This is a genomic window from Cupriavidus sp. 2SB, assembly GCF_005503625.1.
Lineage (GTDB): Bacteria > Pseudomonadota > Gammaproteobacteria > Burkholderiales > Burkholderiaceae > Cupriavidus.
Map to the genome: position 1 here is coordinate 55328 of NZ_SCMX01000023.1, position 14168 is coordinate 69495.

19 protein-coding genes are annotated in these 14168 nt (G+C 62.3%); all 19 read left to right on the top strand.

The genetic code is table 11. From position 1 onward, the window contains the following. The first annotated feature begins 98 nt into the window (after positions 1 to 98). The 19 genes from FFS21_RS13300 (at position 99) to tatC (ending at position 13918) form a co-directional block, all read left to right on the top strand. Entirely contained in the window at positions 99 to 1049 is a 951-nt protein-coding gene (locus FFS21_RS13300; RefSeq protein WP_137925299.1) for an ABC transporter ATP-binding protein, read from the top strand. After that, entirely contained in the window at positions 1046 to 1867 is an 822-nt protein-coding gene (locus FFS21_RS13305) for an ABC transporter permease (RefSeq protein ID WP_370459294.1), read from the top strand. The genes FFS21_RS13300 and FFS21_RS13305 overlap by 4 nt, the downstream gene beginning before the upstream one ends. Before the next feature lie 45 nt (positions 1868 to 1912). Beyond that, complete coding sequence (locus FFS21_RS13310) at positions 1913 to 2161, top strand: BolA family protein (protein WP_137925300.1); 249 nt, start codon at positions 1913 to 1915, stop codon at positions 2159 to 2161. A gap of 64 nt (positions 2162 to 2225) precedes the next feature. After that, entirely contained in the window at positions 2226 to 3476 is a 1251-nt protein-coding gene (murA, locus tag FFS21_RS13315) for a UDP-N-acetylglucosamine 1-carboxyvinyltransferase (protein WP_137925301.1), read from the top strand. Between the two features lie 78 nt (positions 3477 to 3554). Next, positions 3555 to 4229 (top strand): ATP phosphoribosyltransferase, encoded by a 675-nt coding sequence (gene hisG / locus FFS21_RS13320; RefSeq protein ID WP_137925302.1) that lies wholly within the window; start codon positions 3555 to 3557, stop codon positions 4227 to 4229. A gap of 36 nt (positions 4230 to 4265) precedes the next feature. Next, complete coding sequence (hisD, locus tag FFS21_RS13325; RefSeq protein ID WP_137925303.1) at positions 4266 to 5600, top strand: histidinol dehydrogenase; 1335 nt, start codon at positions 4266 to 4268, stop codon at positions 5598 to 5600. Between the two features lie 33 nt (positions 5601 to 5633). Next, on the top strand, positions 5634 to 6734 hold the full coding sequence (hisC, locus tag FFS21_RS13330; RefSeq protein ID WP_137925304.1) for a histidinol-phosphate transaminase: 1101 nt from the start codon (positions 5634 to 5636) through the stop codon (positions 6732 to 6734). A gap of 7 nt (positions 6735 to 6741) precedes the next feature. Next, complete coding sequence (gene hisB, locus FFS21_RS13335; RefSeq protein WP_137925305.1) at positions 6742 to 7329, top strand: imidazoleglycerol-phosphate dehydratase HisB; 588 nt, start codon at positions 6742 to 6744, stop codon at positions 7327 to 7329. 91 nt (positions 7330 to 7420) lie between these two features. Continuing rightward, positions 7421 to 8044 carry a YchE family NAAT transporter gene (locus FFS21_RS13340; RefSeq protein ID WP_137925306.1) on the top strand — a complete coding sequence of 208 codons (624 nt, stop codon included), beginning with the start codon at positions 7421 to 7423 and terminating at the stop codon, positions 8042 to 8044. Then, complete coding sequence (gene hisH, locus FFS21_RS13345; RefSeq protein WP_160473057.1) at positions 8041 to 8694, top strand: imidazole glycerol phosphate synthase subunit HisH; 654 nt, start codon at positions 8041 to 8043, stop codon at positions 8692 to 8694. The genes FFS21_RS13340 and hisH overlap by 4 nt, the downstream gene beginning before the upstream one ends. A 210-nt stretch (positions 8695 to 8904) precedes the next feature. After that, on the top strand, positions 8905 to 9648 hold the full coding sequence (gene hisA / locus FFS21_RS13350; protein ID WP_137925308.1) for a 1-(5-phosphoribosyl)-5-[(5-phosphoribosylamino)methylideneamino]imidazole-4-carboxamide isomerase: 744 nt from the start codon (positions 8905 to 8907) through the stop codon (positions 9646 to 9648). A 75-nt stretch (positions 9649 to 9723) separates the two neighbouring features. Next, complete coding sequence (hisF, locus tag FFS21_RS13355) at positions 9724 to 10494, top strand: imidazole glycerol phosphate synthase subunit HisF (protein ID WP_137925309.1); 771 nt, start codon at positions 9724 to 9726, stop codon at positions 10492 to 10494. A gap of 2 nt (positions 10495 to 10496) precedes the next feature. Further along, positions 10497 to 10904: a phosphoribosyl-AMP cyclohydrolase gene (gene hisI / locus FFS21_RS13360; RefSeq protein ID WP_137925310.1), complete on the top strand. Its 408-nt coding sequence runs from the start codon at positions 10497 to 10499 to the stop codon at positions 10902 to 10904. Further along, entirely contained in the window at positions 10901 to 11269 is a 369-nt protein-coding gene (locus tag FFS21_RS13365; protein WP_137925311.1) for a phosphoribosyl-ATP diphosphatase, read from the top strand. Before hisI ends, FFS21_RS13365 begins: the two co-directional genes overlap by 4 nt. A 62-nt stretch (positions 11270 to 11331) precedes the next feature. Next, positions 11332 to 11724, top strand: coding sequence for a DUF4870 family protein (locus tag FFS21_RS13370; RefSeq protein ID WP_137925312.1), 393 nt, complete (start codon positions 11332 to 11334; stop codon positions 11722 to 11724). 40 nt (positions 11725 to 11764) lie between these two features. Further along, positions 11765 to 12121 carry a histidine triad nucleotide-binding protein gene (locus FFS21_RS13375; protein WP_137925313.1) on the top strand — a complete coding sequence of 119 codons (357 nt, stop codon included), beginning with the start codon at positions 11765 to 11767 and terminating at the stop codon, positions 12119 to 12121. A 160-nt stretch (positions 12122 to 12281) separates the two neighbouring features. Further along, entirely contained in the window at positions 12282 to 12521 is a 240-nt protein-coding gene (tatA, locus tag FFS21_RS13380; protein WP_130393095.1) for a Sec-independent protein translocase subunit TatA, read from the top strand. Between the two features lie 84 nt (positions 12522 to 12605). Further along, positions 12606 to 13124: a Sec-independent protein translocase protein TatB gene (tatB, locus tag FFS21_RS13385; protein ID WP_137925314.1), complete on the top strand. Its 519-nt coding sequence runs from the start codon at positions 12606 to 12608 to the stop codon at positions 13122 to 13124. Positions 13125 to 13126: 2 nt separating this feature from the next. Beyond that, the gene (tatC, locus tag FFS21_RS13390) at positions 13127 to 13918 is read left to right on the top strand and encodes a twin-arginine translocase subunit TatC (protein ID WP_137925315.1); all 792 of its coding nucleotides are present in this window, start codon (positions 13127 to 13129) and stop codon (positions 13916 to 13918) included. Positions 13919 to 14168 lie beyond the last annotated feature (250 nt).

Sequence of the window (14168 nt, forward strand, 5' to 3'; positions counted from 1 at the left end):
AGACCATTCCCTCAGGTGCTTCGCGGCTAACCTCAGGGTCGCTTCCCAACTCCAAGAGAGGCCCGGCCGTGCAAGCGGCCCCGTCCCAACATCTGGCCATGAAAGCCATCGAAATTACCGATGTCCGCAAGCGCTACCGCAACCTGCAGGCGCTCAAGGGCGTCAGTTTCAGCGTCGAGCGTGGCGAGTTTTTCGGCCTGCTCGGTCCCAACGGCGCCGGCAAGACCACGCTGATCTCGATCCTCGCAGGCCTGAATCGCGCCGATTCGGGGTCGGTCAGCGTGCTGGGTCACGATGTGGTGGACGATTACCGCATGGCGCGGCGCATGCTGGGCGTGGTGCCGCAGGAACTGGTGTTCGATCCGTTCTTCACCGTGCGCGAGACGCTGCGGCTGCAGTCGGGATATTTCGGGTTGTCGCGTAACGACGACTGGATCGACGAGATCATGGCCAACCTGGATCTCACCAACAAGGCCGACAGCAACATGCGCCAGCTCTCGGGCGGCATGAAGCGCCGTGTGCTGGTGGCGCAGGCGCTGGTGCATCGCCCGCCCGTGATCGTGCTCGACGAGCCGACGGCCGGCGTGGACGTGGAACTGCGCCAGACCCTGTGGAAGTTCATCTCGCGCCTGAACCGCGAAGGCCACACGATCATCCTGACCACGCACTATCTGGAAGAAGCCGAGGCGCTGTGCGATCGCATCGCGATGCTCAAGTTCGGCGAGGTGGTGGCGCTGGACCGTACCAGCAGTCTGCTGAACCAGTTCGCCGGGTTGCAACTCGTCCTGACACTTTCGAAGGGTACGCTGCCGGCGGAACTCGAAGCACTGCGCACGCAGGGCAACCCGGGCGAGCGGGCGCATCGCCTGCGCCTGTCGGGCTATGAGGCCGTGGAGCCGATCCTGGGCGCGCTGCGCGCCGCCGGATGCGAAATCGAAGACATGGAAATCAGCAAGGCCGACCTGGAGGATGTATTCGTGCAGATCATGCGCCGTGAGGGCGAGATGCCCGGCAGCCTGCCGAATTCCGCCATGGAGGCCGCGGCATGAAGAACCCCGTCGACGTGGATGTGACCCAGCAGCAACGGCTGGATGCGATGGCCGTGGGCGGGCTGGTGGGCTTCCGCACGCTGCTCTACAAGGAAGTGCTGCGTTTCTGGAAGGTCGCCTTCCAGACCGTGGCCGCGCCGGTGCTGACCGCCGTGCTGTACCTGCTGATCTTCGGCCATGTGCTCGAAGGCCGCGTGCGCGTCTATGACCAGATCAGCTACACCGCATTCCTGGTGCCTGGCCTGGTGATGATGAGCGTGCTGCAAAATGCGTTCGCGAACAGTTCTTCGTCGCTGATCCAGTCCAAGATCACAGGCAATCTCGTATTTATCATGCTGCCGCCGCTGTCGCACTGGGAGATGTTCGGCGCCTATGTGGTGGCGTCGATCATCCGCGGACTCAGCGTTGGCCTGGGCGTGCTGCTGGTGACGGCATGGTTTGCCAACCTGCACTTCGCCCATCCGTTCTGGATCCTGCTGTTCGGTCTGGGCGGTGCGGGCATCCTGGGCACGCTGGGGCTGATCGCCGGCATCTGGGCGGAGAAATTCGATCAACTGGCCGCGTTCCAGAACTTCCTGATCATGCCGGCAACGTTCCTGTCCGGCGTGTTCTATTCGATTCATTCCCTGCCGCCGTTCTGGCAGGCGGTGTCGCACGCCAATCCGTTCTTCTACATGATCGACGGATTCCGCTACGGCTTCTTCGGCGTGTCCGACGTGCCGCCGCTGTACAGCCTGGCCGTGGTGGCGGTGGCATTCGTCGTGCTGGCCGCGCTGGCGCTGCACCTGCTGCGCAAGGGTTACAAGCTGCGGCATTGATCGACGTCGATCCGCCGCCATTCACTGATTACATTTGAGACAGACATGCTGCCTACACCGGAACAAGTCAGGGATTACATTGCCCAAGGGTTGCCCTGCGAACATCTGCAAGTGGAAGGCGATGGCCAGCACTTCTTCGCCACCATCGTGAGCGCGGAGTTCGATGGCAAGCGCCTGATCCAGCGTCACCAGCGGGTCTACGCGGCCCTGGGTGACCGTATGCGCGCGGAGATCCATGCGCTGTCGATGAAGACGCTGACGCCTGCCGAGTGGCAGGCCGGGGCCGACAAGTAAGCGGCGCCACACAACAGATCAACTGCCGCCTGGACGTGTGTCGGGGCGGTGAACCAGACAGAACATGGACAAATTCCAGATCCAGGGCAATGGCCCCCTCAAGGGCGAGATCCGCGTATCGGGCGCCAAGAACGCCGCGCTGCCGATCCTCTGCGCGAGCCTGCTGACCGCCGACACGGTGACTATCGACAACGTGCCTGACCTGCAGGACACGCGCACCATGCTCAAGCTGCTGCGCCAGATGGGCATGCAGGCGGAAATGGTGGATGGCGTGGCCACGCTGACCGGGGCCGATATCAACGCGCCGGAAGCTTCGTACGAACTGGTGAAGACCATGCGCGCGTCAATCCTCGTGCTGGGACCGCTGGTGGCGCGCTTCGGCGAGGCACGTGTCTCGCTGCCGGGTGGTTGCGGCATCGGCGCACGCCCCGTGGACCAGCACATCAAGGGCCTGCAGGCGATGGGCGCAGAGATCACCATCGAGCATGGCTTCATCCATGCCCGCGCCAGCCGCCTGAAGGGCGCGCGCGTGGTGACGGATATGATCACAGTGACCGGCACCGAGAACCTGCTGATGGCCGCCACGCTGGCTGATGGCGAGACCGTGCTGGAGAACGCCGCACGCGAGCCCGAGGTGACCGACCTCGCCGAACTGCTGGTGAAGATGGGCGCGAAGATCGAGGGCATCGGCACCGATCGGCTGGTGATCCACGGTGTGGACCGCCTGCACGGCGCGCGTCACAGCGTAGTGGCCGATCGCATCGAGGCCGGCACGTTCCTGTGCGCGGCCGCTGCCACGCTGGGTGACCTGACGCTGCGCGATATCCCGCCGCAGATCCTCGACGCCGTGCTGATCAAGCTGCGCGAAGCCGGCGCCCAGATCGAGACGGGCGACAACTGGATTCGTCTGGCGATGCCAAAGCGCGCGCAGGCCGTGAGTTTCCGTACGTCCGAGTACCCGGCGTTTCCGACCGATATGCAGGCGCAGTTCATGGCATTGAATGCCGTGGCCGAAGGCACCGCGCGCATCACCGAAACGATCTTCGAGAACCGCTTCATGCACGTTCAGGAACTGAATCGCCTGGGCGCGAGCATTACGGCGGAAGGCAACACGGCGGTCGTGACGGGCGTGCCGCGCCTGTCCGGCGCCACCGTGATGGCCACCGACCTGCGCGCGTCGGCCAGTCTCGTGATCGCCGGCCTGGTGGCCGATGGCGAAACGACGATCGAGCGGATCTATCACCTGGATCGTGGCTACGACCGCATGGAAGACAAGCTGTCGGCCGTGGGCGCGAAGATCCGCCGCATCGCCTGAGCCACGTACACCATCGACTATCGAACATCGACGAAGATCGTATCGAGTCGCCCCCTGAACGCGTTTGAAGAATCTACGATGAGCCCCGCTTTCAATGCCTCGCCCAACCAGCTGACGCTGGCGCTCTCCAAGGGCCGCATCTTCAAGGAAACGCTGCCGCTCCTGGCCGCTGCCGGCATCGAGGTCACCGAGGACCCGGAAACCTCGCGCAAGCTGATCCTGCCCACGACCGATCCCGCCGTGCGCGTGATCATCGTGCGCGCTTCGGACGTGCCCACGTACGTGCAGTACGGCGCCGCGGACTTTGGCGTGGCGGGCAAGGACGTGCTGATGGAACATGGCATGACCGGCCTGTATGCACCGATCGATCTGAACATCGCTCGCTGCCGCATGTCGGTGGCGGTGCCGGCCGGTTTCGACTACGCCAATGCCGTGCGTCAGGGTGCGCGGCTGGCAGTGGCCACCAAGTATGTGCAGACCGCGCGTGAGCACTTCGCCAAGAAGGGCGTCCACGTGGATCTGATCAAGCTCTATGGGTCGATGGAACTGGGTCCGCTGGTAGGACTGTCCGACGCCATCGTCGATCTGGTCAGCACAGGTGGCACGCTGCGCGCGAACAACCTCGTCGAGGTGGAGGAGATCGTGCAGATCTCGTCGCGGCTGGTGGTCAACCAGGCGGCATTGAAGCTCAAGCGGGAACGGCTGACGCCGATTCTGGACGCATTTGAACGGGCCTCGGCGGCAATCGCCTGAGGTGAAGTTGATCGGGGACCCGCAAGGAACGAAGTCATGAACGAATCCGAAATGGACAACCTGTCGATCCGCAGGCTCGATTCGACCGAGCCCGGCTTCGCTGAAGCGTTGCGGCAGGTACTGGCCTTCGAAGCCTCGGAAGACGAGGCCATCGACCGCGCCGCAGCCGACATCCTGGCCGATGTGCGCCGTCGTGGCGATGAGGCCGTGCTGGAATACACGCGCCGTTTCGACCGCGTGGAAGCCGCGTCGATGGGCGCGCTGGAAATCCCGCAGTCGGCGCTCGAAGCCGCGCTTGAAGAACTGGAACCCAAGCGCCGCGCCGCGCTGGAAGCGGCCGCTGCCCGCGTGCGTGCCTATCACGAGAAGCAGAAGATCGAGTGCGGCAGCCATAGCTGGGAGTACACCGAATCGGACGGCACGATGCTGGGTCAGAAGGTGACCCCGCTGGACCGCGTGGGCCTGTACGTGCCTGGCGGCAAGGCCGCATATCCGTCGTCTGTGCTGATGAACGCGATTCCGGCACGCGTGGCTGGCGTCAAGGAAGTGATCATGGTCGTGCCCACGCCCGGCGGCGTGCGCAACGAGCTGGTGCTCGCAGCCGCGCAGATCGCCGGTGTGGATCGTGTTTTCACGATCGGTGGCGCACAGGCTGTGGGCGCGCTGGCCTACGGTACGGCCACGCTGCCGCAGGTGGACAAGATCGTCGGCCCGGGCAATGCCTATGTGGCGGCGGCCAAGCGCCGCGTGTTCGGCACGGTCGGTATCGACATGATCGCCGGCCCGTCCGAGATCCTGGTGATCTGCGACGGCACGACCGATCCGGACTGGGTGGCGATGGATTTGTTCTCGCAGGCCGAGCACGATGAACTGGCGCAATCGATCCTGTTGTGCCCGGACGCCGACTATCTGCGTCGCGTCGAAGAGAGCATCCGTCGCCAGTTGCCGACGATGCCGCGCCGCGAGGTGATCGCCGCGTCGATCTCCGGGCGTGGCGCACTGATCAAGGTGCGCGACATGGAAGAGGCGTGCGACATCGCAAACGCCATTGCACCGGAGCACCTGGAGATTTCGGCCGAGAACCCGCGCCAGTGGAGCGAGAAGATCCGCCATGCTGGCGCGATCTTCCTGGGCCGCTACACGAGCGAGTCGCTGGGCGACTACTGCGCCGGTCCCAACCACGTGCTGCCGACCTCGCGCACGGCGCGCTTCTCGTCGCCGCTGGGCGTGTATGACTTCCAGAAGCGTTCAAGCCTGATCGAGGTCAGCGAGGGCGGGGCGCAGATGCTGGGCCAGATCGCCGCCGAACTTGCCTATGGCGAAGGGCTGCAGGCCCACGCGCGCAGCGCCGAGTATCGCTTCAAACGTTAAGTCAATTTCAGAGCCGCCTCCATAAGGATCGATATGTCAGCCGTAGACCCATCCCTGATCGAACGCATCATCCGTGACGACGTACGCGCCATGGGCGCCTATCATGTCGCCGATTCGCACGGACTGGTGAAGCTCGACGCGATGGAGAATCCCTACCGGCTGCCGCCCGCGCTGCGCGACCAGCTGGCCGCGCGGCTGGCCGAGGTGGCCCTGAACCGCTACCCGGTGCCCAGCAGCGAGGCACTGCGTGCCAAGCTGAAGACAGTGATGAACGTGCCGGCTGGCATGGACGTCATCCTCGGCAATGGTTCGGACGAACTGATCAGCATCCTGTCGCTGGCGGCTGCAAAGCCTGGTGCGAAGGTGCTGGCGCCGTTGCCGGGTTTCGTCATGTATGCGATGTCGGCGCAGTTTGCAGGACTGGAGTTTGTCGGCGTGCCGCTGCGTGCCGATTTCTCGCTGGACCGTAGCGCGATGCTGGCAGCGATGGCCGAGCACAAGCCCGCCATCATCTATCTGGCTTATCCGAACAATCCGACGGGCAACCTGTTCGATGCCGCCGACATGGAAGCCATCGTCCGCGCCGCACAAGGCGAGGTGTGCCAGAGCCTGGTGGTCGTCGACGAGGCCTACCAGCCGTTCGCGCAGGAAAGCTGGATGCCGAGACTGAAGGATTTCGGCAACCTGCTGGTCATGCGCACGGTATCCAAGCTCGGGCTGGCTGGTATCCGCCTGGGCTACATGGCTGGTTCGCCCGATTGGCTGGCGCAACTCGACAAGGTGCGCCCGCCGTACAACGTCAACGTGCTGACCGAGGCCACCGCGCTATTCGCGCTCGAACATGTGGATGTGCTCGACGATCAGGCCGCGCAACTGCGCGCAGAACGCGCGAAGCTGGCCGATGCGATGGCGGCGCTGCCGGGTGTGACGGTGTTCCCGAGCGCAGCCAACTTTCTGCTGGTCCGTGTGCCGAACGCTACACAGGTATTCGACCGGGTGCTCGCACGGAGGGTATTGATCAAGAACGTGAGTAAAATGCACGCATTGCTGGCCAACTGTCTGCGCGTGACGGTCAGCACCCCCGAAGAAAACGCGCAGTTTCTTGAAGCATTCCAGGCTTCATTGCAGGATTAACCCCACCATGCGTGTTGTAGAGGTCACTCGCGATACCTCGGAAACGCAGATTCGCGTTTCGCTGAACCTTGATGGCACGGGCCGCCAGAAGCTGGCGTCCGGTGTGCCGTTCCTCGACCACATGCTGGACCAGATCGCCCGCCATGGCATGTTCGATCTCGAGGTCGAAGCCAAGGGCGATACCCATATCGACGATCACCATACGGTGGAAGACGTGGGCATCACGCTGGGCCAGGCCGTGGCGCGCGCCATTGGCGACAAGAAGGGCATCACCCGCTACGGCCACAGCTACGTGCCGCTGGACGAGTGCCTGTCGCGCGTGGTGATCGACTTCTCGGGCCGTCCGGGCCTGGAGTTTCACGTGCCGTTCACGCGCGCCCGCGTGGGTACGTTCGACGTGGACCTGCTCATCGAATTTTTCCGCGGCTTCGTGAACCATGCCGGCGTGACGCTCCATATCGACAACCTGCGCGGCATCAATGCCCACCATCAGTGCGAGACCGTGTTCAAGGCTTTTGGCCGGGCACTGCGCATGGCGGTGGAGCTTGACCCGCGCGCGGTTGGCCAGATTCCATCGACCAAGGGAACGCTCTGAACGATACTGGGTACTGACCTGCGCCCCTTGCAGGCGAGCCGGCTGGTTGCGGCGACGCTGACACGCCACCACCGCTACTCACCCGCATCCGATGGATACGCTGAAGTCTTTCATCTCGCTGCTAGCGCTGATCAACCCGATCGGTGCCATCCCGTTCTTCATCAGTCTGACCAGTCAGCAGACCGAGGCGGAAAAGCTGAAGACGATCAAGACGGCGTCGATTGCCGTGGCGATCGTGGTGGGGTTGTCGGCGTTGCTGGGCCAGCAGATCATCGCGTTCTTCAATATCTCGGTGGCATCGCTGCAGGTTGGCGGCGGACTCATCATGATCATGATGGCGATGAACATGCTGAACGCGCAGGCCGGTCGGACCAAGGCCACACCCGAGGAAGAGGACGAGGCCGAAGCCAAGACGAGTATCGCGGTGGTGCCGCTGGCGTTGCCGCTGCTGACGGGGCCGGGATCGATCAGTACCGTGATCGTGTATGCCGGCAAGACGGATCACTGGTACGAACTGCTGATCCTGGTGGCGATTGGCGTGGTGTTGGGGTGCGTGGTGTATGGAACGTTCCGGGCCGCTGACCCGATCGCACGGGTGATCGGGCGGACCGGGATCAATATCGGTACGCGCCTGATGGGTCTGATCCTGTCGGCGCTGGCCGTTGAATTCATTGTGGACGGGCTCAAGACATTGTTGCCTGTTTTGAAATCATGACTACCATAGCAATTGTGGATTACGGCATGGGCAACCTGCGCTCGGTGGCGCAGGCGCTTCGCGCCGCAGCGCCGGAAGCGGATGTCCAGGTCGTGGATCGCCCGGAAGCGATTCGCGCGGCGGACCGCGTGGTATTGCCGGGGCAGGGCGCGATGCCGGACTGCATGGGTGCACTCGGCGAATCGGGCCTGCAGGAAGCAGTGATCGAAGCCGCCGCCTCGAAGCCGATGCTCGGTGTGTGTGTTGGCGAACAGATGCTGTTCGACCGTAGCCACGAAGCTCGCATCGGCCAGGACGATACGCCTGCGCTGGGACTGATGCCAGGCGAGGTGATCCGCTTCGAGCTGGATGGCATGACGCAGGCAGACGGCTCGCGCTTCAAGGTGCCGCAGATGGGCTGGAACCGTGTTCGCCAGACGCGGGCCCACCCGCTGTGGAACGGTATTCCGGACGAGAGCTGGTTCTATTTCGTCCACAGCTATTATGTGCGGGCGCAAGACGCGGCCCATGTGGCTGGCGAGACGGATTACGGCGTTGTGTTTACCAGCGCAGTGGCACGCGATAATATTTTCGCCACGCAGTTCCACCCGGAGAAGAGTGCCGCGATGGGTTTGCAGCTGTACCGGAACTTCGTGCACTGGAATCCGTGAAGCCTCGAAAGCGGCCTCACGAGCAGAAGCACGTTAGCAGCACCTTTTTGCCAGACACACCAAGAATTGTCCCAAGCGATATCGATACCGATCGTTCAGAGCCGACGACCCAGACTGCATTCCTTGCAAAACTGACATGACCTGAACGCCAGCGTCCGCGCCGGCATCGCTACCTTTCCCTTTTTACACAACCACCACGCTCGTTACGCTATGTTGCTCATTCCGGCCATCGACCTGAAGGACGGTCAGTGTGTACGCCTCAAACAAGGCGACATGGACCAGGCCACCGTCTTTTCCGAAGATCCCGCCGCCATGGCACGTCATTGGGTCAATCAGGGCGCGCGGCGCCTGCATCTGGTTGATCTGAACGGCGCGTTTGTCGGCAAGCCGCGCAACGAGGCGGCCATCAAGTCGATCATCGCCGAGGTGGGCGACGAGATCCCCGTGCAGCTTGGCGGCGGCATCCGCGACCTGAACACGATCGAGCGCTGGCTCGACGATGGCCTCTCGTACGTGATCATCGGCACGGCTGCCGTCAAGAACCCCGGCTTCCTCAAGGATGCGTGCTCGGCCTTCGGCGGCCACATCATCGTGGGACTCGACGCCCGCGATGGCAAGGTCGCCACCGATGGCTGGAGCAAGCTGACCGGCCACGAAGTGGCGGATCTGGCGCGCAAGTACGAGGACTACGGCGTGGAAGCCATCATCTACACCGACATCGGCCGCGACGGCATGCTGCAGGGCATCAATATCGATGCCACGGTCAAGCTGGCCCAGTCGATGTCGATCCCGGTGATCGCCAGCGGCGGCCTGTCCAACATGGCCGATATCGACCAGCTCTGCGCGGTGGAGCATGAGGGCGTGGAAGGTGTGATCTGCGGTCGCGCAATCTACTCCGGCGACCTCAACTTCTCGGAAGCCCAGGCGCACGCCGACAAGCTGGGCGCGGAGTAACGTCGCCGGCAGGGTGCCCCAATGGCACCCCAACCAGCCGCTGCCCCAGGCGGGCGGCGGCAGGCAAGGAAACTCATGCTAGCCAAACGTATCATCCCCTGCCTCGACGTCACGAACGGGCGGGTGGTCAAGGGAGTCAACTTCGTCGAGTTGCGCGACGCGGGCGACCCTGTGGAAATCGCGCGCCGCTACGACGATCAGGGCGCCGACGAAATTACATTCCTCGATATCACCGCTACCAGCGATGGCCGCGACCTGATCCTTCACATCATCGAAGCGGTTGCCTCGCAGGTGTTCATCCCGCTGACGGTGGGTGGCGGCGTGCGGACCGTGGAAGATGTGCGGCGCCTGCTGAATGCCGGCGCTGACAAGATCAGCGTCAATTCCTCGGCCATTGCCAATCCCCAACTGGTTTCTGACGCTACCGGGAAATATGGCTCGCAGTGCATCGTCGTGGCCATAGACGCCAAGCGCACATCGGCGCCCGGTGAGCCGGCCCGCTGGGAAGTCTTCACACATGGCGGCCGCAAGGCCACGGGCCTTGACGCCGTGGAGTGGGCCAGCGAGATGGCAAGGCGCGGCGCCGGCGAGATCCTGCTGACCAGCATGGACCGCGACGGCACCAAGAGCGGCTTCGACCTGGAGTTGACGCGCGCCGTGAGCGACGCCGTGCCCGTGCCGGTGATCGCCTCGGGTGGCGTGGGTGGATTGCAGGACCTGGCCGACGGTATCAAGCTGGGCCGTGCGGACGCGGTGCTCGCGGCCAGCATTTTCCATTACGGCCAGCATACCGTTGGCGAAGCCAAGGCTTTCATGGCCCGCGAGGGCATTCCGGTCCGGATCTGATCATGGCGAACAAGTGGTTGAACAAGGTGAAGTGGGACGATAACGGGCTCGTGCCGGTGATCGTCCAGGAGACGGGCTCCAACGATGTGCTGATGTTCGCATTCATGAACCGCGAAGCGCTGCTGCGCACCGCGGAACTGGGCGAAGCGGTGTTCTGGTCACGTTCGCGCAAGCGCCTGTGGCACAAGGGCGAGGAATCGGGGCACGTGCAAAAGGTGCATGAGATGCGCCTGGACTGCGACGAAGACGTGGTACTGCTCAAGGTCACGCAGATCGACAGTATTGCGTGCCACACCGGCCGCCACTCGTGCTTCTTCCAGAAGTTCGAAGGGGATGCCGAAACGGGCGACTGGAAGACCGTGGAGCCGGTGCTAAAGGATCCCTCCAAGATCTACACTTCGAAATCATGAGTCAGGAACTGTCCTCCGCCGATGTGCTGGCGCGCGTGGCCGCCACGCTGGAATCTCGCAAGCCGGAGAACGGTGGCGATCCGGAATCGTCCTATGTGGCCAAGCTGTTCAGGAAGGGCGACGACGCCATCCTGAAGAAGATCGGCGAAGAAGCCACCGAGACCGTGATGGCCGCCAAGGATGCACGTGCAGCCAATCTGGACGCCGCAACTGTCGACAAGATGGTCTACGAAGTGGCCGACCTGTGGTTCCATTCGATGGTATTGCTGGCGCACGTGGGCAGGTCTCCCGCCGACGTCATCGACGAACTGGCGCGCCGCGAAGGATTGTCGGGGCTGGCGGAGAAGGCAAGCCGCAAGGAGTAGGATGACGCCATGCCACCCGGAAATGGTCCGGAGCGGCGGATGCGCTACGTTGGAGGTCACGAATGGCGACGGACTACACCACGCAGGTCACGACAACGGTCGATTCGGACAAACTCGATGGACTACGCAAACTCACGCATATCCTCTATGCGCTCTATGCGATACATTGGCTGACTGGCGGAATCACTGCGCTGATTGCTATTGTCGTCAACTACGTGAAGCGTGACGACACACGGGGTACGCTCTACGCTTCGCACTTCGCGTGGCAGATCCGCACTTTTTGGTGGTCGATCCTCTGGTTCGTGGTGGGCGGCGCCATGTTTGTGACGGTGTTGCTGTTTCCGGTGGCCATCGGGCTCTGGAGCGTGCTTTCCCTGTGGATGCTATACCGTATTATCAAGGGCTGGCTCAATCTGAATGACCGCAAGCCGATGTACCCGGGCGAGCAGTTCTGAGACAGCCAGGGCGCGTTGGACACGTTGCAACGAAAATTTCATGAAATCCCAGGACAATTGCCTTTTCTGCAAGATCGTGGCCGGCCAGATCCCGTCGAACAAGGTTTACGAGGATGACGACCTGCTGGCATTTCACGATATTCATCCCAAAGCGCCGGTACACTTTCTGGTTATTCCGAAATCGCATGTCGATTCGCTGGCCGATTGCGGGCCCGGCGATGCCGAGGTGCTTGCTAGAATAATGCTCAAGGTGCCTGAACTGGCGCGCCTTGCCGGCTGCACTAACGGGTTCCGCACGGTGATCAACACCGGCACGGACGGTGGACAGGAGGTTTTCCATCTCCATCTGCATGTGCTCGGCGGCCCGCGCGACCAGTGGAAGACGCCGGCGTTCTGAGGACGTTCGTCAGATTGCCTGGGTATGAAGAGTGATCGGTGCAGCGATGCACCGATTGGATGTTGCGCCGGCCACCGTCGACCGGCGCGGCCTTTGAGGGACGGAACTACTGGCGGGGCGGCTATTCCATCCGACGCCGCAGCTACATCAGGAGCAAGAAATGGGTTCGTTTAGCATTTGGCACTGGCTGATTGTGCTGGTGATCGTCATGCTCGTCTTCGGTACCAAGAAGCTGCGCAATATTGGCAACGACCTGGGCGGTGCCGTGAAGGGTTTCAAGGACGGCATGAAGGACGGCAATGGTGAAGCGGCGGCAGATGGCCAGCCGGCACCGGCCAAGGAACTGCGCGACACCACCACGATCGACGTGGAAGCCAAGGAAAAGTCGCGCCAGCAATAAAGTCCGGGCGGCTGTTTTCCTCCCTCCACATGGCGGCTGCGTGAATCGCGGCCGCCTGTCACGTGTTACTGTCCCGATGTCCGCATGATCGATCTCGGCATTTCCAAGCTGGCACTCATTGGCGCTGTTGCGCTGATCGTGATCGGCCCCGAGCGTTTGCCGAAAGTGGCGCGCACGGTTGGCGCACTGGTCGGCCGTGCGCAGCGCTATATCAATGACGTCAAGGCTGAAGTCAGCCGTGAGGTGGAACTCGAGGAACTGCGCAAGATGCGCACGGAATTCGAGACTGCCGCGCGCGATGTCGAGCAGACCATCCACAAGGAAGTCAACGAGCACACGCAGTCGCTGAATGAAGCGCTGAACGGTGCGGAGTCGGCCGACAATTCGGCTGGGATGGACTCCGGCGTTTCCGCTGGCTACGTGCCCAGTTGGGACAGTGCTCACAAATCGCACAACGGCCGGAAGAGCTGGCGTGTGAAGCAGGGCGCGCGGCCTATCTGGTTCAAGCGTCAGCAGAATACCCGCGTGTGGGTGCAGTCCGGCGCTGCGCGCGTCAAGCGCCATCGCCCGGCCACCGGTCGTAATCGTTCCTTTTTCGAGTAAGCATGGCGGGCACCCCAGATCCTCTCGACCCCAACGCCGAGTCCCAGCAAGAGACGTTCATTTCCCACCTGGTCGAGCTGCGCGAACGACTGGTCAAGGCCGTGGGTGGCGTGATCCTCGTCTTTGTCTGCCTGGTTTACTGGGCGGCTGAAATCTTCAACCTGTTTTCCGCGCCGCTGACCGCCTCGCTGCCCAAGAATGGCCGGATGATCGTGACCGATGTCACCGGCTCGTTCTTCGTGCCCATGAAGGTCACGATGCTGGTGGCGTTCCTGATCGCGTTGCCCTGGGTGCTCTACCAAATATGGAAGTTCGTGGCGCCGGGCCTTTACCAGCATGAAAAGAAGCTGATCGTACCGCTGGTTACCAGTACCTATGTGCTGTTCCTGTGCGGCGTGGCGTTTGCCTATTTCCTGGTATTTCCAACCGTTTTCCATTTCATGGCGCATTACAACGCGCCACTCGGGGCCGAGATGTCCACGGACATCGATAAATACCTGAGTTTTGCCATGACCACGTTCCTTGCCTTCGGCATCACGTTCGAAGTGCCGGTGGTAGTCATCGTGCTCGTCAAGTTCGGCGTGGTGGAACTGGAAAAATTAAAGCAGATCCGCCCATATGTGATTGTGGGCGCTTTCATTATTGCGGCAGTGGTCACACCTCCCGATGTGATGTCGCAACTCCTGTTGGCCGTGCCGCTCGTGCTGTTGTACGAACTCGGCCTGCTTATGGCGCGTTTTGTGACGCGTCAGCCTCTTGGTAGGCCCGCAGAAGGCGAAACCCAGCCTGACTGAGTTCCCCGCGAGTTGTTAACGACCTGTATATCCCGGGTCTTTATGCCTTTTTTGCACCAAAATGGTGAAAATATTCGGGTTTGCTGTTGCTTCATCACAACAAGAAGCGTCGGTAAACTCGGTTTACGGCGAAAAAGACTTCTGACGGGCAGGGGGGGTGACACATAATACGACGCAGACGTGAAGCTAAATGCGTCGCCCAAGCACTTGGGCAACCAAGATTTCCCAATCAGTTGACAAGGAAAGTGTC